Genomic DNA, 20,017 nt, shown 5'->3' on the forward strand with positions numbered 1-20,017 from the left:
TCAACTCCGGCCGCAATCGGCACCGGCCCTTCCATAATCTGTAACCGCGCTCAGCTCACGCTGCCGCCTGTCGGAAATCAGGTGCACGCACCAGCCGGCTCATGCTGAAAATCGCCAGTTGCTGCTCACCCACCCGGTTTTCGACGAAACGGGCCAGCCGCGGATCATCCTCGCGCTCGACCTCGCGTCGCTGCTGCTCATCCACCGTGCGCTGGCCAAACACTTCGTCGACCAGCAGCGCCACATTGCCGCTGCCCTGACGCACGATCAGGAGACGGGTGCGATCGGAATGCAGTGTGCGCTCGCCAAACAGGAACCGGCCGAAGTCGATCACCGGCACCAGATTGCCGCGCACATTGGCTACCCCGAGCAGCCAGGACTGGGTACCCGGCACCGGCGTGAGCGTGGGCACAGCCAGCAATTCATTGATTTCGTCGATGCCGCTGACCAGCATGCGCGAACCGACGCGAAAACCGATGCCGCGCCACAATCCGGGCGCTTCCAGCTTGTCGCTCGTGTCGGAGGCATGCGCCAACGATAACCGCTCGTAGCGCGCCAGGATTTCGAACGGGGTGCGATTGACAGTCTGGTTCATGTTGCACTCGACAGCAGATCGTTGATACAGGCCAGCAGTTCCTTCTCGTTCACCGGCTTGGTGATGAACGCACGGGCGCCCTGACGCAAACCCCACACCCGATCGGTTTCCATCGACTTGGTGGTAATCATCACGATCGGTACCGCCGAAGTGACCGGATCACGGGTCAGCGTGCGGGTCGCCTGGAAGCCATTCATGCCGGGCATGATCACGTCCATGATGATCAGGTGCGGTGGCTCGGCGCGTGCGCGCTCGATGCCTTCCTCGGCTGTTCCGACAGCGACGACCTGATGGCCGGCACGCTCAAGCAGCGTGGTGAACACGCGCACGTCGGTCGGCGAATCGTCGATGATGAGAATAGTGGCCACAGGTCCCCCTCAGAATCTGCAGTCAGCGGTTGGGTACCGTGCTGACATGGCGATGAATGGCACCAAGCAGCTCGTCTCGCGTGAACGGCTTGGTCAGATACTGTTCGGCACCCACGATGCGCCCGCGAGCCTTGTCGAACAGGCCATCTTTCGAGCTCAGCATGATCACCGGCGTGGCACGGAAAAGCGGATTGTTCTTGATCAGCGCGCAGGTCTGATAACCATCCAGCCGCGGCATCATGATGTCGACAAAGATGATCGCCGGCTTCTGATCGGAGATCTTGGCAAGCGCCTCGAATCCGTCGACCGCGGTCAACACCTCGCAGCCCTCTTTTTTAAGCAGGGTTTCCGCCGTGCGGCGGATGGTCTTCGAGTCATCGATCACCATGACCTTGAGACCAGCCAAGTCATTAGCACTCACGTTCAAATTCACTACTCCCCCTGCGGCCCGGCCCGAGCTCAGGATAGACACCAAGACATGCAACAGCCATGCCGTACGGTGCGCATGTAAAAAATTTCGAAACGAATCATCGGGAACCCGCTCTGCGGCAGAGTCCCCAAGGCTTTGCTGTTTACTGCCTGCCTGCCGAGACTGTCAAGCAATTGTTCGGATTCCCGCCCACGTGACCCATAGTGGCACCATCTGGCCGTCTGCGACAGCCATCGAATCATGGACAATCCTGTCGCCATGGGGATATCCCTGACGGGCTTCCCACTTACTATTAGGTACCAGGCGGGGACCAGCCGGACTACGCCTGCCTGTCAATCGACCTCATTCAGGTCGCCATATTGGAGATTCACCATGACCCTTTCGGTCGGCGTACTGATGGACCCCATCAGCACGATCAAGATCGCCAAGGACACCAGCTTCGCGATGCTGCTGGAAGCCCAGCGGCGTGGCCATACGCTGCATTACTTCGAACAAGGCGATCTGGCGTTGCGCGACGGTGCCCCGTGGGCCCGGATCGCGCCGCTCAGCGTGCGTGAAGATCCGCAGCACTGGTACACGCTGGAACAGGCGCAGTGGCGCGACCTGCGTGAACTCGACGTGGTGCTGATGCGCAAGGATCCGCCGGTCGACGCCCAGTTCATCTACGACACCATGGTGCTCGAAGCGGCCCAGCACGCCGGCGTCAGCATCATCAACCATCCGCGCGCGCTACGTGATTGCAACGAGAAGCTGTTTGCACTGACTTTTCCGCAATGCATCGCACCCACCCTGGTTTCACGCGATGCCGGCGAACTGCGTCGCTTCGCGGCCGAACACGCCGAAATCGTGCTGAAACCGCTGGACGGCATGGGCGGGCGCGGCATCTTCCGGGTCAAGGCTGGCGACAGCAATCTCAACTCGATGCTGGAAACCCTGCTCGGTGGCGATGCGCATGGCGAAGGGCGGCAGCTGACCATCGCACAGAAGTACATCCCCGAGATCACCACCGGCGACAAGCGCATCCTGGTCATCGATGGCGAGCCGGTGCCTTATGCACTGGCGCGAATCCCGCAAGGTAACGAGTTCCGCGGCAATCTTGCCGCCGGTGGCCGCGGTGTCGGCATGCCACTGTCCGACCACGACCGCTGGATCGTGGCCCAGGTGGCACCCGAACTTCGCCGCCGCGGCCTGCTGTTTGTAGGTCTGGACGTGATCGGTGACTACCTGACCGAGATCAACGTCACATCCCCGACCTGCGTGCGCGAGCTGGATGCCCAGTTCGGGATTAACATTGCCGGCCAGTTGTTCGACGTCATCGAGCAGCACGTCATCGGAAATCGCACCGCGTGAGCACCACTGCAACCGCTTCCAGCGCCCCGGATCCCATCGGCGCCACCCTGCTGTTCTCGTTGCTGCTGCATGGTGTGCTGCTGCTCGGCATCACCTTTCACTTCGCGAAGTCCAGCCCCAGCCTGCCGACGCTGGATGTGACCCTGGTCAACGTGGCGAATCAGGAGGTGCCGGACAAGGCAGACTTCCTGGCACAAGCCAATAACCGTGGTGGCGGCCAGAGCGACAAGGCTGGGCGACCGTCGCAACCCTTTTCCGGCATGCTGCCCAAGCCTGATACGGGCACGGCGGCGCAACCCGTCGAAGCTGCCACACCGCAGCCTCACGAAGCCACCCCGACCCGGATGGTCACTACCACCGGAGCAACCGACTTCAGTGTCACCAGCGATACCGCGCAGACCCAGATCGATCCGCAGGATCAGGTCCCGACCGCGGCCGAGCTGCAAAATGAGCAGGAAGCAGCAAGGTTGGAAGCTGCGATCCGTAAACAGCAGACGGAATACGCCAAGCGGCCCAAGGTCAAATACCTCACCGCGAATACCAAGTCGGACGTATATGCCGCCTACCTGAGCGGCTGGGCCGAGCGCGTCGAGCGGGTCGGCAATCTCAACTACCCGGAAGAGGCGCGTCGCCGCGGCCTGCACGGCGATGTACTGCTTACCGTGGTACTCAACCTCGACGGCAGCATTGAGGACATCAAGGTGATCCGGGGCTCCGGCCAACCGCTGCTGGACGACGCTGCCAAGCAGATTGTGCGACTGGCAGCGCCATTTCCTCCCGCGCCACATACCAGCGAGGCGCTGGACCAGCTCAATATCACCCGGACCTGGGAATTCCAGCCGAACGACGTGCTGGAGACGCACTGAAATCTGATCTAGTCAGTGGAATACGACGCGCTCACCACAGTGCGCATACAATGCAGACATGACTTCCGGGCAACTCGCCACCCTTACCGGGCACTTCCTCATCGCGATGCCGAATCTGGCCGAACCGCCATTCTCGCGCGGTGTAGCGCTGCTGTGCCAGCACAGCGAGGACGGCGCAGTTGGCCTGCTGGTCAACCAGTTGTCCGAATACCGCTTCGGTGACGTGCTGGCGCAGATGCGGCTCGAATGCGTGGACAGCGAACTGGCCGATGCCCCGGTGCTGATCGGCGGCCCGGTGCAGCAAGAGCGCGGCTTCGTGCTGCACCGCGACCCTGGCGACTGGGAATCCAGTTATCGCGTCAATGACGACTGGTCGGTCACCACCTCGCGCGACATCCTGGTTGCGATGGCTGCCGGTGAAGGCCCGCGCCAGGCGATCATGGCGCTCGGTTACGCCGGCTGGGACGCCGGCCAGCTGGAACAGGAGCTGATGGCCAATGCCTGGCTTACCGCCGAAGCCTGCGGTCGGGTGGTGTTCGATACCCCGCTGGAAGAGCGCTGGAGCGCCGCCGCCGGACTGGTCGGGGTGGATCCACGCCAGCTGTCCGGCTATGCGGGCCACGCATGAGCTGTGTGCTCGGGTTCGACGTCGGCAGTCGCCTGACGGGTGTAGCCATCGGCAACTCGTTGACCGCCAGCGCGCGTGGACTGACCACGATTCCCGTGCGTGATGGCGAACCGGACTGGCAGCAGCTCGATGGCCTGCGCAAGGAATGGCTGCCGGACACTCTCATCGTCGGCCTGCCGCTGGCGCTCGATGGCGGCGAGCAGGCTGCCAGCCGCAGTGCACGCCGTTTCGCCACCCAGCTGCAGCAACGCTACAGCCTGCCGGTGATGCTCGTCGACGAGCGCCACAGCTCGCAGGAAGCCGCTGCACGATTCGCAGCTGCCCGTGCCGCCGGGCTCAAGCGCCGGCGCGATGCCGCAACGATCGACGCCGAAGCCGCGGCGATCATCGTCGAGCGCTGGCTGGGTGGCGCAGAAGCATGGCCCGCTGTCGCTACCGGTCACTAACTTCCTATCCCCCCAATCTCAGACCTGCCGCCATGAGCCCTCGCCTGCGTCACCTGACCACCCTGGAACATCTTCCGCGCGAGACGATCGAGCGCCTGCTCGACCGCGCCGAGGCGCTGCGCGATGCCTGCGCGCATGGCACCCGCAAGCTCGACGTGCTGGCCGGACGCACCGTGCTGAACCTGTTTTTCGAGCCTTCCACCCGCACGCGCACTTCCTTCGAGCTGGCGGCACGCCGGCTTGGTGCCGATGTGATCAATTTTGACATCGGCTTCTCCTCGACCAGCAAGGGTGAGGAATTGTTCGACACGCTGCATACGCTGGAAGCCATGCATCTGGATGCGATCATCGTGCGCCACAAGCACTCCGGCACGCCGGACGAGCTGGTGCGCCACGCCATGAGCGGCGTGTCAGTGATCAATGCCGGCGACGGCAACCGGGCGCACCCCACCCAGGGCCTGCTTGACGCGTTGACGATCCGCCAGCACCGGCCGGATTTCGAGAACCTCAGCGTCGTGATCTGCGGCGACATCCGGCATTCGCGGGTGGCGCGTTCGGACATCCACGCATTCAGCACCCTGGGCATCAAGCAGATCCGCCTGTGCGGACCGACCCCCCTGATGCCGACGGCAGAGGAATTCCCGCACTGCCAGCACTACGACGACTTTGATGCCGCCATCGACGGCGCCGATGCCGTGATCATGTTGCGCCTTCAGAAAGAGCGCATGGCCTCGATCGACCTGCCCGACGAAGCGGCCTACTTCGACCATTACGGCCTTGATCAGCGCCGTCTGGCACGTGCCTCCAAGGGCTGCCTGGTCATGCATCCAGGCCCGATCAACCGTGGCATCGAGATCGCCCCGGACGTGGCCGACGGCGCCCAGTCGCGCATTCTGGAGCAGGTCGGCAACGGCGTCTTCGTGCGCATGGCGGTATTGAACGAAGTGCTGGCCCGCTGAACACAGTATCGGCGTCGAACAGCGCATTCCGGCAGTGACCGGGAATCCGTACATAGCCAGGCCGCACCAAACCACAGGTTGCCGCGCCGCAACAACCCACAAAGCGGCATAATAGCGGCGCAGTATTCATCAGCCATGGGGATCATCATGCGATCGACGAAGCGCTTTATCGCGCTGGGCTTTGCTGGCGTCATGCTGGCGGCCTGCGGGCACAAGGACAAGGATGCACCGCTGGCTTTCGTGCCGGCAGACACGCCGTACGTGGTGGCCAATCTGGACGTACTGGACGACGGCACCCGCGCGGCCCTGCTTGCCCAGGCCGACGCACAACTGCCCACGCAACTGGCCCAGCTGAATGCTGCGGCCGACCGTCTGGCAGCGAAGGATCCCGATGGTGCACGTCTGTTGCACGCACTGAGTGCGGAGTTCAACGGCAAGACCGTCGAGGGTTTCGCGCAAAGCGCCGGCGTGAATATCAAAGGCCTCTCGGCCTTCTACGGGCTCGGCCTGGCGCCGATCGCACGCTTCGAACTGAACGATCCGAAGGCATTCGAGGGTTTCGTCAGCCGGCTGGAAACCGCCTACGGCAAGAAGCTCGATATCGCCAGCATCGGCACACAGAGTTATCGCAAATATGGCTTCGCTGCCTCCGGTACCGAGGTGATCCTGGCCACGGTCGGCAAGCAGGCCGTGGCCGCGCTGCTGCCAGCCGATGTGTCGCCCGCCATGTTGCGCGAGGCACTGGGACTCGATCGGCCGCAAAAGAGCCTGCTGGATGACGGTCGTCTTGACGCACTGGCCAAGGCCAAGGGCTACCAGAAGTGGATGGTCGGCAACCTAGACCTGACCCGCGCCCTGCCGCTGGCCATCGGTGGCACGGATCCCCTGCTGAGCGCCATCCTCAAGGCGCGAGCCGAGGCTGTCTCCGCCAAGACAGGCGAACCGGTGGCCAATCAGCTGCAGACTTCGCCAAGCTGCATGACCGACGCCGCCCGTATCGCCGCCCGCGTACCGGCCGTGAATTTCGGCTATACCCGACTCGACACGAAGCACCAGGACATGCGGCTGGACGTGACGCTGGCCGACGACATCAGCAAAGCCTTTGCCGGCCTCAAGGTGGGTCTGCCTGGCCTGGGCAGCGCTGGCACCGCACCGTTTGATCTGAGCCTGGCACTGCCGATCGCTCAGATGCGCACATTCTGGTCCGCTCAGGCCGATGCGGTGGCAGCCAAGCCATTCACCTGTCCGGCCCTGCTCGATCTCAACGACAGTTTCGCCAAGCTCGGCCCGGCGATGCAGAAAGCGGCCATCCCGCCCTTTGGCGACATGCTCGGTCTGCGCATTGCGCTGGACACCCTGGTTCCCGGCAAGGATTCCAGCATGCCGACCTTCAGCGGGCGCATCGTGTTCGGTAGCAACAATCCCTCGGGCCTGCTCGCCAGCAGCCAGATGATGGTGCCCGCGCTCGCCCAGCTGAAACTTGGCAACGATGGCAAGCCGCTGCCGCTGCCAAAGGACATGACCAGCATGCTTGGCCAGCCCGCCTGGGTTGCGATGAGCGACAAGGCGCTCGCCCTGGGCATCGGAGCCGGCGAGGATACCAAGCTCACCGACACGCTGAAGGATCCCGCTGGCGATGCCGGCGGCATGACCCGCATGCACCTGAGCGGCGCCATGTATCTGGACTGGTTGCAGCTGATGGAGCAAAAGGTCGACAGTCTGGCGGCTGCCACCGCAGCACTCAGCAAGACTGACGAGCCTTCGATCGATGGCGACAGCACGGACGAAGCTGCGCAGGCTGCCGCCAATGCAGCACGTTCGAAAGCGCAGTTCGCCGCCATGAAAGCCCAGGCCGAGCGAGTCGACAGCATCGATGCCGAAATGCATGTCGACGACAGCGGCATGGTGATCACCAGCCAGACGGCCCTGAAGTAACCACCGTCAAGGCTCGACTCAAGAACCCGGAGCGCTGCGGCGCTCCGGGTTTTTCATGCGTGATCAGATCGCATAACTCGAGTACGGCACTGCTGACCACCAAGACCTTTCCGTCATGCCAGTACCCACCCACCGACGCGGTTGTATCGAGCTCGGCCTCAGGTGGTGCACGGATTGAACGACGGCATCCGCTAGTTCCTTAGTGGAGATCAACCCTGCGTGACAAGTACAGCCTCAGCGATTCAGCAGGTTGCTGCCGCCACCGAAGTTCTGCGCGTCGCGTGTCTCTTCCAGCTCCACACCCTCCAGCCCCTGGGACAAGGTATGCGCGTCGCCGCCCTGTGCGAGCTTGATGCGCAGGCGCACTTCGTTCGAGCTGTCGGCGTAGCGCAGCGCATCCTCGTAGCTGATCTCCCCGGCGTGATACAGCTCGACCAGAGCCTGGTCGAACGTCTTCATGCCGAGCAGGGTGGATTCCTTCATCAATTCCTTCAGCTTGTGGATCTCGCCCTGGCGGATGTAATCCTGTGCCAACGGCGTACCCAGCAATATTTCCACCGCAACCCGGCGCGCCTTGCCATCGGGTGTGGGTATCAGCATCTGCGCCACGATGCCCTTGAGGTTCAGCGACAGATCCATCAGCAGCTGCGTGCGACGATCTTCCGGGAAGAAATGCAGGATGCGGTCCATCGCCTGGTTGGCGTTGTTCGCATGCAACGTGCACAACACCAAGTGGCCGGTTTCGGCGAAGGCGATCGCGTGATCCATGCCTTCGCGTGTGCGCACCTCGCCGATCATGATCACGTCCGGTGCCTGGCGCAGCGTGTTCTTCAGCGCATTGTCCCAGCTGTCGGTGTCGATGCCGACTTCACGCTGGGTGATGATGCAGCCCTCGTGCTTGTGCACGTACTCGATCGGATCCTCGATCGTGATGATGTGGCCGGTCGAATTCTGGTTGCGATAACCGACCATCGCCGCCAGCGAGGTCGACTTGCCCGAGCCGGTGGCACCGACGAACACGATGATGCCGCGCTTGGTCATCGCCAGCTGCTTGATCACCGGTGGCAGATTCAACTCCTCCGGTGTCGGGATCTTCGACTCGATCCGGCGCAACACCATGCCGACGCAGTTGCGCTGGTAGAAGCACGACACGCGGAAACGGCCGACGCCCTGCGCGGAAATCGCGAACTGGCATTCGTGGGTCTTCTCGAACTCCTCGCGCTGGCCCGGCGTCATCACGTTGAGCACCATGTCGCGCGATTGCTGCACGCTGAGCGGGCTCTGGGTGATCGGCACGATGCGGCCCTGCACCTTCATCGACGGCGCCACACCCGCCGTGATGAACAGGTCGGAGGCCTTCTTGTGCACCATCAGTTTCAGGAACGAGGTGAAATCAAATTCGCTCATCGCGGGTCTCCTCCGGAGACAGGAAACGGAGTACAGGGGCGGAGAACAGAGGCGGGGTAGCAGTCGCTTCGCAACCCCGCTCCCCGCGTCCCGGTTTTACTTGAACGATTCCTTGTTCTTGGCATAGCTGGAAGCCTGCTGACGTGTCACCAGACCACGCTTGACCAGATCCTGCAGGCACTGATCCAGCGTCTGCATGCCGAACTGCTGACCGGTCTGGATCGACGAATACATCTGCGCCACCTTGTCCTCGCGGATCAGGTTGCGGATCGCCGGGATGCCGACCATGATCTCGTGCGCCGCGATGCGGCCGCCACCGACCTTCTTCAGCAGCGACTGCGAAATAACCGCGCGCAGGGACTCGGACAGCATCGAACGCACCATCGGCTTTTCGCCGGCGGGGAACACGTCGATGATGCGGTCGATCGTCTTGGCCGCCGAACTGGTATGCACGGTGGCAAAGACCAAGTGACCGGTTTCAGCGGCAGTCAGCGCGAGGCGGATCGTTTCCAGATCGCGCAACTCGCCGACCAGGATGTAATCCGGATCCTCGCGCAGTGCCGAGCGCAGCGCCTCGTTGAAGCCGAGCGTGTCGCGATGCACTTCGCGCTGGTTGACCAGGCACTTCTGCGAGGTATGCACAAACTCGATCGGATCCTCGATCGTGAGCATGTGGCCGTATTCGTTCTTGTTGATGTGGTCGACCATCGCCGCCAGCGTGGTCGACTTGCCCGAACCGGTCGGACCGGTCACCAGGATCAAGCCCTGCGGCTGTTCGATCAGTTCCTTGAAGATGCGCGGGCAACCAAGGTCCTCCAGCGTCAGCACTTCGGACGGAATGGTGCGGAATACCGCGCCGGCGCCACGATTCTGGGTGAACGCATTGACGCGGAAACGCGCCAGCCCGGGAATCTCGAACGAGAAGTCGGTCTCGAGGAACTCCTCGTAATCGCGCCGCTGCTTGTCCGACATGATGTCGTACACCAGCGAATGCACCTGCTTGTGCTCAAGCGCGGGGATGTTGATGCGGCGAACGTCGCCGTCAACGCGAATCATCGGCGGCAGTCCTGCGGACAGGTGCAAGTCCGAGGCCTTGTTCTTCACCGAGAAGGCAAGCAGTTCGGCAATGTCCATCTGTCGTTCCCCTCAACCGATCGTCTGGATGGCATGAATTGGATGCCGCAGCGGGAACCGGATGGGATCCACAGGCATGGTGCACCGCAGCGCATGGCGCAGTCACCACTCGAGCCACCCTGTCGAACCACCGATTCCCCTTGCAGCCGCGTCGATACTACTCGCGCAACCGCCTGTGCGGCCAGTCTTTCCCACCGTCGACGTGCAAACTGTCGACCCGGTTCGCAACATTGCCTGCAAAGCCATCCTCCAACGGCTGTCCGGACCGGGCGCGCTTGTATCGGTGGACCGCCATACCCATGAACCACCTTGCAACCGCGCCGGCTCCGGTAAGGTAGCGGCCTGGATGATCGAGGAACCCTTGCATGACCCAACTTGCCTTCATCGGCGGCGGCAACATGGCGCGCAGCCTGATCGGCGGCCTGCTGAAAACCGGCGTGGCCGCGGCCACCATCAGCGTCGCCGAACCGCTGACCGAGGCCCGGCACGCGCTGGGTCGCGAATTCGGGGTTGCCTGCTACGCCGAAAACCGGCTTGCCGCTGCCCAGGCCGAGGTGATCGTACTGGCAGTCAAGCCGCAGATCATGCCGGCAATCCACGCCGAGCTGCGCGACACCTTGCAGCGCAACCGGCCACTGCTGATCTCGATCGCCGCCGGTGTGCGACTGGACCAGCTGGAACGCTGGTTCGGCGCCAGCCTGCCGATCGTGCGCTGCATGCCGAACACGCCGGCGCTGATCGGCGCTGGCGCCACCGGCCTGTGCGCGAACAACCGGGTCAGCCCGTCGCAGAAAGCGCAGGCGCAGCACATCCTCGACACCGCCGGCATCACCCGCTGGATCGACGATGAAGTGCTGATGGACACCGTCACCGCACTGTCCGGCTCCGGTCCCGCTTACTTCTTCGCCTTGGTCGAAGCGCTGGAGGCCGCTGCCGTCGCACAAGGCCTGCCGCGCGACACTGCCCGCGCGCTGGCCACGCAGACCTGCCTCGGTGCCGGCCGCATGCTGGTCGAGGGCGGTGAAGATCCTGCCGTGCTGCGCCAGCGCGTCACGTCGCCCAACGGCACCACCCAGGCCGCGCTGGAAAGTTTCAGCGCGGATGACTTGCCGCGCATCGTCGCCCGCGCCGTCACGGCCGCCACCCGTCGTGGCGAAGAACTGGCCGCCCAACTGGACACACTCCCTTGAGCTATTTGGTGAATGCCCTTTCCGTGCTGATCGAACTGGCTTTCGAGGCCGTGATCACGCTGCTGCTGCTGCGCGTGGCCGCTGAAGCCTGCCGTGCGGACTTCAACAACCCGCTGAGCCAGTTCATCTACCGCTATACCAACCCGGTACTGGCGCCGATCCGGCGCGTGCTGCCGAACTGGCGCCGGATCAATCTGGCGGCTCTGCTGCTGGCGTGGCTGGCGATGCTGCTGAAACGCCTGCTGCTGTTTGCCCTGATCGGCGTGATGCCACATCCCGTCGGCCTGCTGTTGCTGGCGCTGGCCGAGCTGCTCGACTTCGCCCTGCTGTTCTACATCGTGCTGCTGTTCGGCTGGTCGTTGCTGAGCATGTTTGCGGTGGATCGGCGGCAACCCGTGCTGCGGCTGGCCGGCGTCATTGTGGAACCCGTGCTGCGTCCACTGCGTGGCCGACTCATCGCCGGCAATATCGACTTCGCGCCGATGGCAGTGATGATTGTGCTTTTGCTGGCCCGCTTGCTGGTCGCGGCACCGCTCCTCGACTTCGGCGCACAACTGGCGATGACCGGCTGACCCTGCCTTAAGTCATGGCGCACGCCGCCATCCGCCATGGCGGCGATCCGCTAGCATGCGCCCTCACCTACACGGAACCCGGCACATGAAAGCGAACCGGCATTGCCTGCCCCTCTGTCTGCTGGTAGCCGCCATCGTCACCACCATCGGTGGCTGTGACCAGACGCCGTCCCAGGCATCGCAGACAACCGCACCCGCGGCAACGGCATCGACGACAACGGCGACCGCGACCGCGGCTAAGCCCGACGTGATTGCCGTCAATATCGACAGTTCGGTGAAGCCCGGCGACGACTTCTTCAGCTACGCCAACGGTGCCTGGCTCAAGAGCCATCCGATTCCTGCCTCCGAGGCCTATTGGGGCATCGGCAAGCTGGTGCAGGAGGACCTCTACGACAAGCTGCGCAAGATCAGCGAGGACGCCGCCGCGACGAAGAATGCAGCCAGCGGCAGCGACGAGCAGAAGATCGGCGACTTCTGGAACACCGCAATGGACAGCAGCCTGGCCGAACAACAAGGCATCACGCCGCTGAAATCCGAGCTTGCGCGCATCGATGCCGTCACCGACGTGACCAGTGCGCTCGATGCCGCCTTTGCGCTGCAACCGCTCGGCGTCGATGCCTTCTTCGATTTCGGCGTGCAGCAGGACGAGAAGCAGAGCGACGTGATGGCCGTCCATGTCGGACAAGGCGGACTCGGCCTGCCCGATCGCGACTACTACTTCAACAGCGAGGCCGGGGTTGCCAAGGCACGCACCGCCTATGTCGAACATCTGCAGCGGATGTTCAAGCTGCTCGGCGCCGATGACGCCGCCGCGAAGACCAGCGCCACCCAGGTGATGAATTTCGAGACGGCGCTGGCCAAGGTCTCGCGGCCGCTGGCCGATCTGCGCGATCCGCAGAAGAACTACAACAAGATGGCACCGGCCGAACTGACCCTGAAGTTCACCCCGGACATCGCCTGGAAGCAGCGTCTGCTGACATGGAAACTCGACGCGCCCTACCTCATCGTGGGCCAGCCGGAGTTTTTCGGCGGGCTGCAGAAACTGCTTCGACAAACGCCGGCGCCAGTGTTGCGCGATTACCTGCGCATGCATCTGATCGACAGCTACGCATCCACCCTGGGCAAGTCGCTCGACGACGAGCACTTCGATTTCTACGGCCGCGTGCTGACCGGCCAGAAGGAACAGCGACCACGCTGGAAGCGCACACTCGACGCCGAGAACGAGGCAATCGGCATGATCCTTGGCCGCATCTTCGTCAAGGAATATTTCCCCGAGAAAACCAAGCAGCGTTACAACGATCTGGTCGAGGCGATCCGCACCGCCTATGGCGAGCGGATCGACCAGCTCGACTGGATGAGCGCCGCCACCAAGGCCAAGGCACACGAGAAGCTGGCCGCCGTAACCAAAAAGGTCGGCTATCCGGACAAGTGGAAGGACTATTCCGCCCTGCAGATCGGCCGCGACTCGTACGCGCAGAACGAGATGAACGCCCGTCGCTGGGCCTTCGACGACCAGCTCTCGAAATTCGGCAAGCCGGTCGACCGCAGCGAATGGGACATGACCCCGCAGACCTACAACGCCTACTACAACCCGTCCAACAACGAGATCGTGCTGCCGGCAGCGCAGTTCGCCATCCCTGGTTACAAGGACGACGAGGTGGACGACGCCGTGGTCTACGGCTATGCCGCCGCCTCGACCATCGGCCACGAGATCACCCACGGCTTCGACGACGAAGGGCGCCAGTTCGATGCGAAAGGCAACCTGTCCGACTGGTGGACCAAGGACGACGCGAAGAAATTCGGTGAACGCGCCGACGTCCTGGTCAAGCAGTTCGATGCGTACGAGCCGCTGCCCGGCCTGCATATCAACGGACGCGCCAGCTTGGGCGAGAACATGGCCGACTTCGGTGGCGTGCTGATCGGTCTGGATGCGTTCAAGAAGACCGAGCAATACAGGAAGGGCGGAAAAATTGCCGGCTACACGCCGCTGCAGCGCTTCTTCCTCGGCTACGCGCTGTCGTGGATCTTCGAGGAACAGGACGCCCTGTTGCGCCGCGGCCTGCTCAGCGACGTGCATGCCCCAGCCAAGTGGCGTGTGAACGGGCCGCTGTCGAACATCCCGGAGTTCTACCAGGCCTTCGACATCAAGCCCGGCCAGCCGATGTGGCGCGACGAGAAGGATCGCGCGCGCATCTGGTAAACCAGCGTCCGATCGGGATCCGCGCCAGCTCGGCGCGGATCATCCCTGCCGCGCCGACCAGTCGAGGATGATCCGGTGGATCGCATCCAGTCCGTCGGACAGCGCGGCCGGTCCGGGCTGCAGGATGATCGGTGACTTGATCTCGTACAGGTCACCGTTTCTCACTGCCGGGATCGCATCCCAGCCCGGCCGCGCAGCAACTTTCTCCGGCCGGAAGCGCTTGCCGCACCATGAGCCGAGGATGATGTCCGGCGCACGTCGCACCACTTCGTCGCCATTCGGCAGGATGCGCTGCTTCGCCAGTGGCTCGCGGGCGAGTTCGGGAAAACAGTCGTCGCCGCCAGCAATGCCGACGATCTCGGCGACCCAGCGGATGCCGGTGATGATCGGTTCGTCCCATTCCTCGAAATACACTTTCGGCCGACGCGGCAATTGCGCGACGGCCGCACGAACCTCGGCAAGATGCCGCTCGGCGCGCTGTGCATAGGCCTCGGCCTTTTCATATGCGCCGACCATCGCGCCAAGCCGGCGGATGTACGCGAGGATGCCATCCACACTGCGATGGTTGCTGATCCACACCTCGACACCGGACTTGATCAGCTCGCGCGCGATATCGGCCTGGATATCGGAGAAACCGATCGCCAAGTCCGGTTCTAGCTTCAGGATCTCGCCGATCTTGGCGTTGATGAACGCCGATACCTTCGGCTTCTCCTTGCGCGCCCGCGGCGGTCGCACCGTGAAGCCGGAAATACCGACGATGCGATCCTGCTCACCGAGCGCATACAGCACCTCGGTCGGCTCCTCGGTGAGGCAGACGATGCGCTGCGGATAGTGATCTGGCCGGCGGGAATCGGTCACGACGTATTCGGTCACGCGCTCAATGCCCCAGCACGGTCACCGTGACCTTGCGCTGATGCGGGTCGATACGGTGCTCCCACAGATAAATGCCCTGCCAGGTGCCCAGCAGCAGCTTGCCGCCATGCACCGGTACGGTGAGGCTGACCCCGGTGAGAATTGAACGCACATGCGCGGGCATGTCGTCCGGGCCTTCCGCATCGTGCCGGAAGATCGCATCGCCATCGGGTACCGCGCGGGCGAACCAGCGTTCCAGATCCTCACGCACCGCCGGGTCGGCATTTTCGCCGAGCAGCAGCGAGCAGCTGGTATGCGCCGTGAAAATGCTCGCGATGCCGGTCTGCACGCGACTGGCAGTCACCGCATTGCCGGCCTGTGCGGTGATCTCGCTGAAGCCGCGGCCGCGCGTGTGCACGATGAAACCATCCTGCGCGACATGTTCCGCGAGCAACGGCCTGGTCATGGGTACAGCAGCCGGCTGGTCCAGGTCTGACCGTGGCGATTCCAGCGGACACGCTCGTGCCAGCGGAATTCGGCGCCGTACCAGAACTCCAGCGTGTCCGGCTCCACCACGTAACCACCCCAGTGCGGCGGGCGGGTTACTTCGCGCCCATCGAACTCGTGTTCGTAGCGTGCCAGGCGCTGCTCGAACGTCTCGCGGTCCGGCAGCGTCTGCGACTGCAGCGAGGCCCAGGCACCGATCTGGCTGCCGCGCGGGCGACTGGCGAAATACGCATCCGACTCCTCATCCTGCAGTTTGCGTGCGGCGCCTTCCACGCGTACCTGCACACCCTCGCGCAACTGCTTCCAGTGAATGCACAGCGCAACCTGGGGATGCACTTCCAACTGGCTACCCTTGTCGCTCTGGTAATTGGTGTAAAAGCGAAAGCCACGTTCGTCGACACCCTTGAGCAACACGATGCGCGAGGCAACCCGGCCGGAACTATCGACCGTGGCCAGATTCATTGCCGTCGGTTCGCGTTCGCCGCTGGCCTTGGCCTCATCCAGCAGTCGCCGAAAGGTATCCAGGATCTCGTGTGTGAGCATGGTGTCTGAAACTTTCCTTTTGCATCGTTACCGGCACGCGCCATCATGGCGCGGATGAACATGAGCGATCATAGTGCAATGTCCTACCCATCCTGTATCGCCTTGACGAATCGGCCGCTGGCGCGATTCCCTGCCGTGGCCTGTTCTTGCGGCGAACTGGACAGGACTGCCGGCCTGGTACCCGGCCGGCATGGCATGGCAGTTGTCGATTTACCTTCGTGCAACACGGTACGACGCTGATGATGTCTTTCGCCAGCCAGCAGAACGAAGCCCTCGCCGGTCATCTGCTCGACCAGTACGCCGGACGCATTGCCCGTTCGCGGCGACCATACATCCTGGGACTGTCCGGCCTGCAGGGCAGCGGCAAGAGCACGCTGGCGCGCGTGATGAAGCTGCAGGCCGAAGCACGCGGGTGGGCCACCGAAGTGCTTTCGCTGGATGATTTCTATTACTCCCGCAGCGACCGCGAAGCACTGGCGCAGCAGGTTCACCCCTTGCTGCGCACACGCGGCGCGCCGGGTACGCACGAGATCGAGCTGCTGCTGTCGGTGCTGGCTGCACTGCCGCACGCCTCCGACAAACTGCCGGTAATGCATCCGCGTTTCAACAAGGGCCGCGATACGCGTATTCCGCCGTCACGCTGGCCCCGCGTCACAAGGCCACCGAAACTGGTGATCGTGGAAGGCTGGGCCCTGGGCATCCGGCCACAGCTGCAGGCCACACTCGACGATCCGGTCAATGAACTGGAACGCACCGAAGATGCCGACGGCAGCTGGCGGCACTGGGTCAACAAGCAGTTGCGCGGCTACCAGCCGCTATGGCGCAAGTTCGATGCGCTGATCGTGCTGCAGGCGCCGAGCTGGGAAATCGTGCGCGACTGGCGCGGTGAACAGGAACAGGACCTGCTGGCACGTCATGCTCCGCTGGCGATGGACACGGCAGCCATGCAACGGTTTCTGGCGCACTTCGAGCGACTCAGCCGGCACGCACTCGCCACGCTGCCGGCACAGGCCGACAGCTGTGTGGAATACGACGAGGAGCGGCATGTGACCGGGCTCAGTCACGCCTGAACAGCACGACGCTCATCTTCCAACTAGGCTCAAGTCCGTCAGGTACTCACACCGTTGGTTCCACCTGCACCGCGGTGCCATATGCCAGCACCTCGGTGACACCTTGAGCTACTTCGTTGGCGTCGTAGCGCATCGCCACTACTGCGTTTGCGCCCATCACGGCCGCGTGCTGCAGCATCAGCTCGAACGCCTCCTCACGTGCCTTCTCGCACAGCTCGGTGTAGATCGAGATGTTGCCGCCGACGATCGTCTGCAACGCCGCCCCGAGATTGCCGACCACGCTGCGCGAGCGCACCGTGATGCCACGCACGATGCCGAATGAGCGCACGATCCGGCAGCCGATGATCTCGTTGCTGGTGCTGACCTGATGGTGCGGGATGGGATTGGCCATGCGGGTTCTCCGTGAGTTGAGGAATGATCAGGCATCAAGCAGGGCCGCATAACCATCGCGCGAATCCGGCCATTGCGGCACGAAGCCACTGGCACGCAACCGTGCATTGCTGAGCCGCTTGCTGCCGATGCCGCCAGGCGCCGGACCATCGGCGACTGGCGAAACACCGATCAAGCCGGACAGGTGGTCGTACAGCACATCAAGCGGCAACGGTGTGTCATCCACGCCAAGGTACAGCGACAGCGGATCGGCCAACGGCAACAGATGCACGATCGCCGCCGCGGCATCGTCGACATGGATGCGGTTGGCCCAATGCGGTTGCGCGCGCGGCACCTTGAGCTGGCCGGCGCGCAGGCGTTCGATCAACTGCAATCGGCCCGGCCCGTACAAGCCGGCCAGTCGCAACACGACTGAGGGAGTTTGCTGCGTGGCGAGCCACTGCTCCGCCTCCAGCAACACGCTGCCGTTGAATCCCGGCGGTGCCGGCGGCGTCCCTTCATCTACCCAGTCGCCAGCGTGCTCGCCATACACCGCGCTGGAGGAAATCAGCAGCGCGCGTTGCAAGTGCGCCTGATCGAGTGCGCCAAGCAGGTGCCGCAAGCCGTCCACAAACGTGCTGCGATAGGCTGCTTCATCACGCCGATCCGGCGTCGGCAGATAGACCACCCGGGTGATGCCGACAGGCAGTTCACGCAGGGTCTCGGGTCGAGTCAGATCACCGCGCAGCCAGCGGATGCCGCTGTCGTCTGGGATCGGTGGCTCGCGCCGCAACGCCCACACCTCGGCGCCGCGTGCCCGCAAACGCTGCGCCGCGCGCAGGCCCAGGTCGCCACAGCCGGCCAGCAATACCTGTTCGTTCACCACAGCTTTCTTCACCACAGCCGTTGAATCCACCCTGTTAGCATCTGCGCATGAATCCGTCGCACAACCTTTTCATCATCGGCCCGACCGGCGCCGGCAAGACCTCGATCGGGCGACGGCTTGCCATGCATTATGGCCTGCCGTTCGCCGATCTCGACCAGGAGATCGAACGGCACTGCGGCGTGGACGTGAACACCGTTTTCGAGATCGAGGGCGAAGCGGGTTTCCGCCAGCGCGAAAGCCTGTTGCTGGACGAATGCAGCCAGCGCGGCGGCGTGCTGCTCGCGACCGGTGCCGGCGTCGTGCTGGCCGAACACAATCGTCAGCTGCTGCGCGAACGCGGCTACGTGATGTGGCTGCAGACCAGCATCGAGCAGCAGCTGGAACGGCTGGAACGCGACCATCGTCGCCCGCTGCTTGCCGTGCCGAACCGGCGCGAGCGGCTGCAGACGATGGCGCAGATCCGCGAGCCGCTGTACCGCGACCTCGCCGATCTGGCCATCCCCGGCGAACACGGCAGCGTCGCGGCCGCCACTGACCGCTGCATCGCGCTGATCGATCATCATTGGCAGCGTCCACCTCATCCATGGCAGCAACAGAGCGCATGAACCAGCCGGCAATCCAGACCATCACCGTCGCACTGGGCCAGCGCAGCTATCCGGTATGGATCGGCGCCGGCCTGCTCACCAACCACGCCCGCTGGCGCGCCATGCTGCGCGGCCGGCATGCGCTGGTGATCAGCAATACCACGGTGGCGCCACTGTACCTGCCGCGCATCGAACAGGGGCTGCACGGCCTGCGCTGGTCGTCGTTCCTGCTCGATGACGGCGAAGCACACAAAAGCTTTGCCAATGTCGGGTACGCCTTGGAAGCGCTGGGCCAGCTCGGCGCCACCCGCGATGCCTGCGTGATCGCGCTCGGCGGTGGCGTGGTCGGTGATCTGGCCGGCTTTACGGCCGCCTGCTGGATGCGCGGCATCGACTTCATCCAGATGCCGACCACCCTGCTGGCGATGGTCGATTCCTCGGTCGGCGGCAAGACCGGCGTCAACCTGCCGGTCGGCAAGAACCTCGCCGGTGCATTCCACCAGCCGCGCGCGGTAATCGCCGACATCGACACATTGGCCACCCTGCCCGTGCGCGAATACCGCGCCGGACTCGCCGAAGTGATCAAGGGCGCAGCGATCGGCGACGAACCGTTCTTTGCGTGGCTGGAACAGCATGTCGACGCACTGGTGGCACGCGATCCCGCCACCGTGCCGGAAGCGATCGCGCGGAAGGTACGCTACAAGGCCGGCGTGGTCGCTCGCGACGAAACCGAGCAGGGCGAGCGCGCCCTGCTCAACCTCGGCCATACCTTCGGCCATGCCTTGGAAACCGCCGGGCACTACACCACCCTGCTGCACGGCGAAGGCGTGGCGATCGGCATGCTGCTGGCTGCGCAGTTGTCCGAGCGATTGGGCATGAGCACCGCCGCCGATACCTCGCGGCTACGGCACTTGCTGGAAAAACTTGGCCTGCCTACCACGATCCCACCCGGCATGGAAACGCAGCAATTGCTGGTGCTGATGCGACTGGACAAGAAGAACACCGCCGGCGTGTTGCGGCTGATCCTGTGGCGCGGCATTGGCCGTGCCGAGATCGTCGCGGGCGTCGCCGAAGCCGATGTACTGGCCGTGTTGCAAGCTGCCATGCCGGCATAACCGATCACCTG

General features: G+C 63.7%; 22 protein-coding genes. 12 read left to right on the forward strand and 10 right to left on the reverse strand.

Annotated features, from left to right (window positions below):
- Positions 1-55: 55 nt before the first annotated feature.
- From B0E51_RS18215 to pilG, 3 genes are read right to left on the reverse strand one after another with little or no spacing between them, the layout of a single operon-like run.
- Complete coding sequence (locus B0E51_RS18215) at positions 56-595, reverse strand: chemotaxis protein CheW (protein WP_077446307.1); 540 nt, start codon at positions 593-595, stop codon at positions 56-58.
- Positions 592-963 carry a response regulator gene (locus B0E51_RS18220; protein WP_077446308.1) on the reverse strand — a complete coding sequence of 124 codons (372 nt, stop codon included), beginning with the start codon at positions 961-963 and terminating at the stop codon, positions 592-594. Before B0E51_RS18220 ends, B0E51_RS18215 begins: the two co-directional genes overlap by 4 nt.
- A gap of 22 nt (positions 964-985) precedes the next feature.
- The gene (pilG, locus tag B0E51_RS18225; RefSeq protein ID WP_077446430.1) at positions 986-1,351 is read right to left on the reverse strand and encodes a twitching motility response regulator PilG; all 366 of its coding nucleotides are present in this window, start codon (positions 1,349-1,351) and stop codon (positions 986-988) included.
- A 414-nt stretch (positions 1,352-1,765) separates the two neighbouring features.
- On the opposite strand from pilG, the gene gshB reads away from it, so the two are divergent.
- The 6 genes from gshB (at position 1,766) to B0E51_RS18255 (ending at position 7,577) form a co-directional block, all read left to right on the forward strand.
- Complete coding sequence (gene gshB / locus B0E51_RS18230; RefSeq protein WP_077446309.1) at positions 1,766-2,743, forward strand: glutathione synthase; 978 nt, start codon at positions 1,766-1,768, stop codon at positions 2,741-2,743.
- On the forward strand, positions 2,740-3,609 hold the full coding sequence (locus B0E51_RS18235) for an energy transducer TonB (protein ID WP_077446310.1): 870 nt from the start codon (positions 2,740-2,742) through the stop codon (positions 3,607-3,609). The genes gshB and B0E51_RS18235 overlap by 4 nt, the downstream gene beginning before the upstream one ends.
- A gap of 58 nt (positions 3,610-3,667) precedes the next feature.
- Complete coding sequence (locus B0E51_RS18240; RefSeq protein ID WP_077446311.1) at positions 3,668-4,237, forward strand: YqgE/AlgH family protein; 570 nt, start codon at positions 3,668-3,670, stop codon at positions 4,235-4,237.
- Complete coding sequence (ruvX, locus tag B0E51_RS18245) at positions 4,234-4,683, forward strand: Holliday junction resolvase RuvX (protein WP_077446312.1); 450 nt, start codon at positions 4,234-4,236, stop codon at positions 4,681-4,683. Before B0E51_RS18240 ends, ruvX begins: the two co-directional genes overlap by 4 nt.
- 32 nt (positions 4,684-4,715) lie before the next feature.
- Positions 4,716-5,642, forward strand: coding sequence for an aspartate carbamoyltransferase catalytic subunit (locus B0E51_RS18250; RefSeq protein ID WP_077446313.1), 927 nt, complete (start codon positions 4,716-4,718; stop codon positions 5,640-5,642).
- A 147-nt stretch (positions 5,643-5,789) separates the two neighbouring features.
- Positions 5,790-7,577 carry a hypothetical protein gene (locus tag B0E51_RS18255; protein ID WP_077446431.1) on the forward strand — a complete coding sequence of 596 codons (1,788 nt, stop codon included), beginning with the start codon at positions 5,790-5,792 and terminating at the stop codon, positions 7,575-7,577.
- 234 nt (positions 7,578-7,811) lie between these two features.
- Here B0E51_RS18255 and B0E51_RS18260 read toward each other — a convergent pair whose 3' ends face one another.
- On the reverse strand, positions 7,812-8,984 hold the full coding sequence (locus B0E51_RS18260) for a PilT/PilU family type 4a pilus ATPase (protein ID WP_077446314.1): 1,173 nt from the start codon (positions 8,982-8,984) through the stop codon (positions 7,812-7,814).
- Positions 8,985-9,080: 96 nt separating this feature from the next.
- On the reverse strand, positions 9,081-10,118 hold the full coding sequence (locus B0E51_RS18265) for a type IV pilus twitching motility protein PilT (RefSeq protein WP_077446315.1): 1,038 nt from the start codon (positions 10,116-10,118) through the stop codon (positions 9,081-9,083).
- Between the two features lie 365 nt (positions 10,119-10,483).
- Here B0E51_RS18265 and proC point away from each other — a divergent pair, with 365 nt between their 5' ends.
- The 3 genes from proC (at position 10,484) to B0E51_RS18285 (ending at position 14,080) form a co-directional block, all read left to right on the forward strand.
- A complete protein-coding gene (proC, locus tag B0E51_RS18275; protein ID WP_077446317.1) occupies positions 10,484-11,308 on the forward strand; it encodes a pyrroline-5-carboxylate reductase in 825 nt (274 codons plus the stop codon).
- A complete protein-coding gene (locus tag B0E51_RS18280) occupies positions 11,305-11,880 on the forward strand; it encodes a YggT family protein (protein WP_077446318.1) in 576 nt (191 codons plus the stop codon). Before proC ends, B0E51_RS18280 begins: the two co-directional genes overlap by 4 nt.
- Before the next feature lie 85 nt (positions 11,881-11,965).
- Positions 11,966-14,080, forward strand: coding sequence for a M13 family metallopeptidase (locus B0E51_RS18285; RefSeq protein WP_077446319.1), 2,115 nt, complete (start codon positions 11,966-11,968; stop codon positions 14,078-14,080).
- 39 nt (positions 14,081-14,119) lie between these two features.
- Here B0E51_RS18285 and B0E51_RS18290 read toward each other — a convergent pair whose 3' ends face one another.
- Genes B0E51_RS18290 through pdxH form a run of 3 tightly spaced genes read right to left on the reverse strand, consistent with a single transcriptional unit; the run spans position 14,120 to position 15,982 of the window.
- On the reverse strand, positions 14,120-14,938 hold the full coding sequence (locus tag B0E51_RS18290) for a cobalamin-binding protein (protein WP_077446432.1): 819 nt from the start codon (positions 14,936-14,938) through the stop codon (positions 14,120-14,122).
- Positions 14,939-14,957: 19 nt separating this feature from the next.
- Positions 14,958-15,398: a secondary thiamine-phosphate synthase enzyme YjbQ gene (locus B0E51_RS18295; protein ID WP_077446320.1), complete on the reverse strand. Its 441-nt coding sequence runs from the start codon at positions 15,396-15,398 to the stop codon at positions 14,958-14,960.
- Positions 15,395-15,982 (reverse strand): pyridoxamine 5'-phosphate oxidase, encoded by a 588-nt coding sequence (gene pdxH, locus B0E51_RS18300; RefSeq protein WP_077446321.1) that lies wholly within the window; start codon positions 15,980-15,982, stop codon positions 15,395-15,397. The genes B0E51_RS18295 and pdxH overlap by 4 nt, the downstream gene beginning before the upstream one ends.
- Positions 15,983-16,221: 239 nt before the next feature.
- Here pdxH and B0E51_RS18305 point away from each other — a divergent pair, with 239 nt between their 5' ends.
- Complete coding sequence (locus tag B0E51_RS18305) at positions 16,222-17,052, forward strand: kinase (protein ID WP_077446322.1); 831 nt, start codon at positions 16,222-16,224, stop codon at positions 17,050-17,052.
- Positions 17,053-17,098: 46 nt separating this feature from the next.
- Here the strand turns inward: B0E51_RS18305 and B0E51_RS18310 are convergent, their stop codons facing one another.
- A complete protein-coding gene (locus tag B0E51_RS18310) occupies positions 17,099-17,443 on the reverse strand; it encodes a YbjQ family protein (RefSeq protein ID WP_077446323.1) in 345 nt (114 codons plus the stop codon).
- Positions 17,444-17,470: 27 nt separating this feature from the next.
- Positions 17,471-18,304, reverse strand: a complete 834-nt coding sequence (locus B0E51_RS18315; protein ID WP_077446433.1) for an NAD-dependent epimerase/dehydratase family protein — start codon at positions 18,302-18,304, stop codon at positions 17,471-17,473.
- Between the two features lie 50 nt (positions 18,305-18,354).
- On the opposite strand from B0E51_RS18315, the gene B0E51_RS18320 reads away from it, so the two are divergent.
- Entirely contained in the window at positions 18,355-18,912 is a 558-nt protein-coding gene (locus B0E51_RS18320; RefSeq protein ID WP_077446324.1) for a shikimate kinase, read from the forward strand.
- On the forward strand, positions 18,909-20,006 hold the full coding sequence (aroB, locus tag B0E51_RS18325; RefSeq protein WP_077446325.1) for a 3-dehydroquinate synthase: 1,098 nt from the start codon (positions 18,909-18,911) through the stop codon (positions 20,004-20,006). The genes B0E51_RS18320 and aroB overlap by 4 nt, the downstream gene beginning before the upstream one ends.
- Positions 20,007-20,017 lie beyond the last annotated feature (11 nt).

The sequence above is a fragment of the Rhodanobacter sp. C05 genome (assembly GCF_002001165.1).
Classification (GTDB): domain Bacteria; phylum Pseudomonadota; class Gammaproteobacteria; order Xanthomonadales; family Rhodanobacteraceae; genus Rhodanobacter.

Excerpts from the sequence above, each read along its gene's own strand:
- B0E51_RS18260 (WP_077446314.1), bottom strand. The coding sequence starts at position 8,984 with ATGAGCGAATTTGATTTCACCTCGTTCCTGAAACTGATGGTGCACAAG.
- B0E51_RS18265 (WP_077446315.1), bottom strand. The coding sequence starts at position 10,118 with ATGGACATTGCCGAACTGCTTGCCTTCTCGGTGAAGAACAAGGCCTCG.
- B0E51_RS18250 (WP_077446313.1), top strand. The coding sequence starts at position 4,716 with ATGAGCCCTCGCCTGCGTCACCTGACCACCCTGGAACATCTTCCGCGC.
- ruvX (WP_077446312.1), top strand. The coding sequence starts at position 4,234 with ATGAGCTGTGTGCTCGGGTTCGACGTCGGCAGTCGCCTGACGGGTGTA.
- B0E51_RS18295 (WP_077446320.1), bottom strand. The coding sequence starts at position 15,398 with ATGACCAGGCCGTTGCTCGCGGAACATGTCGCGCAGGATGGTTTCATC.
- B0E51_RS18215 (WP_077446307.1), bottom strand. The coding sequence starts at position 595 with ATGAACCAGACTGTCAATCGCACCCCGTTCGAAATCCTGGCGCGCTAC.
- gshB (WP_077446309.1), top strand. The coding sequence starts at position 1,766 with ATGACCCTTTCGGTCGGCGTACTGATGGACCCCATCAGCACGATCAAG.
- pdxH (WP_077446321.1), bottom strand. The coding sequence starts at position 15,982 with ATGCTCACACACGAGATCCTGGATACCTTTCGGCGACTGCTGGATGAG.
- aroB (WP_077446325.1), top strand. The coding sequence starts at position 18,909 with ATGAACCAGCCGGCAATCCAGACCATCACCGTCGCACTGGGCCAGCGC.
- pilG (WP_077446430.1), bottom strand. The coding sequence starts at position 1,351 with ATGGTGATCGATGACTCGAAGACCATCCGCCGCACGGCGGAAACCCTG.
- B0E51_RS18255 (WP_077446431.1), top strand. The coding sequence starts at position 5,790 with ATGCGATCGACGAAGCGCTTTATCGCGCTGGGCTTTGCTGGCGTCATG.
- B0E51_RS18310 (WP_077446323.1), bottom strand. The coding sequence starts at position 17,443 with ATGGCCAATCCCATCCCGCACCATCAGGTCAGCACCAGCAACGAGATC.
- proC (WP_077446317.1), top strand. The coding sequence starts at position 10,484 with ATGACCCAACTTGCCTTCATCGGCGGCGGCAACATGGCGCGCAGCCTG.
- B0E51_RS18305 (WP_077446322.1), top strand. The coding sequence starts at position 16,222 with ATGATGTCTTTCGCCAGCCAGCAGAACGAAGCCCTCGCCGGTCATCTG.
- B0E51_RS18285 (WP_077446319.1), top strand. The coding sequence starts at position 11,966 with ATGAAAGCGAACCGGCATTGCCTGCCCCTCTGTCTGCTGGTAGCCGCC.
- B0E51_RS18320 (WP_077446324.1), top strand. The coding sequence starts at position 18,355 with ATGAATCCGTCGCACAACCTTTTCATCATCGGCCCGACCGGCGCCGGC.
- B0E51_RS18240 (WP_077446311.1), top strand. The coding sequence starts at position 3,668 with ATGACTTCCGGGCAACTCGCCACCCTTACCGGGCACTTCCTCATCGCG.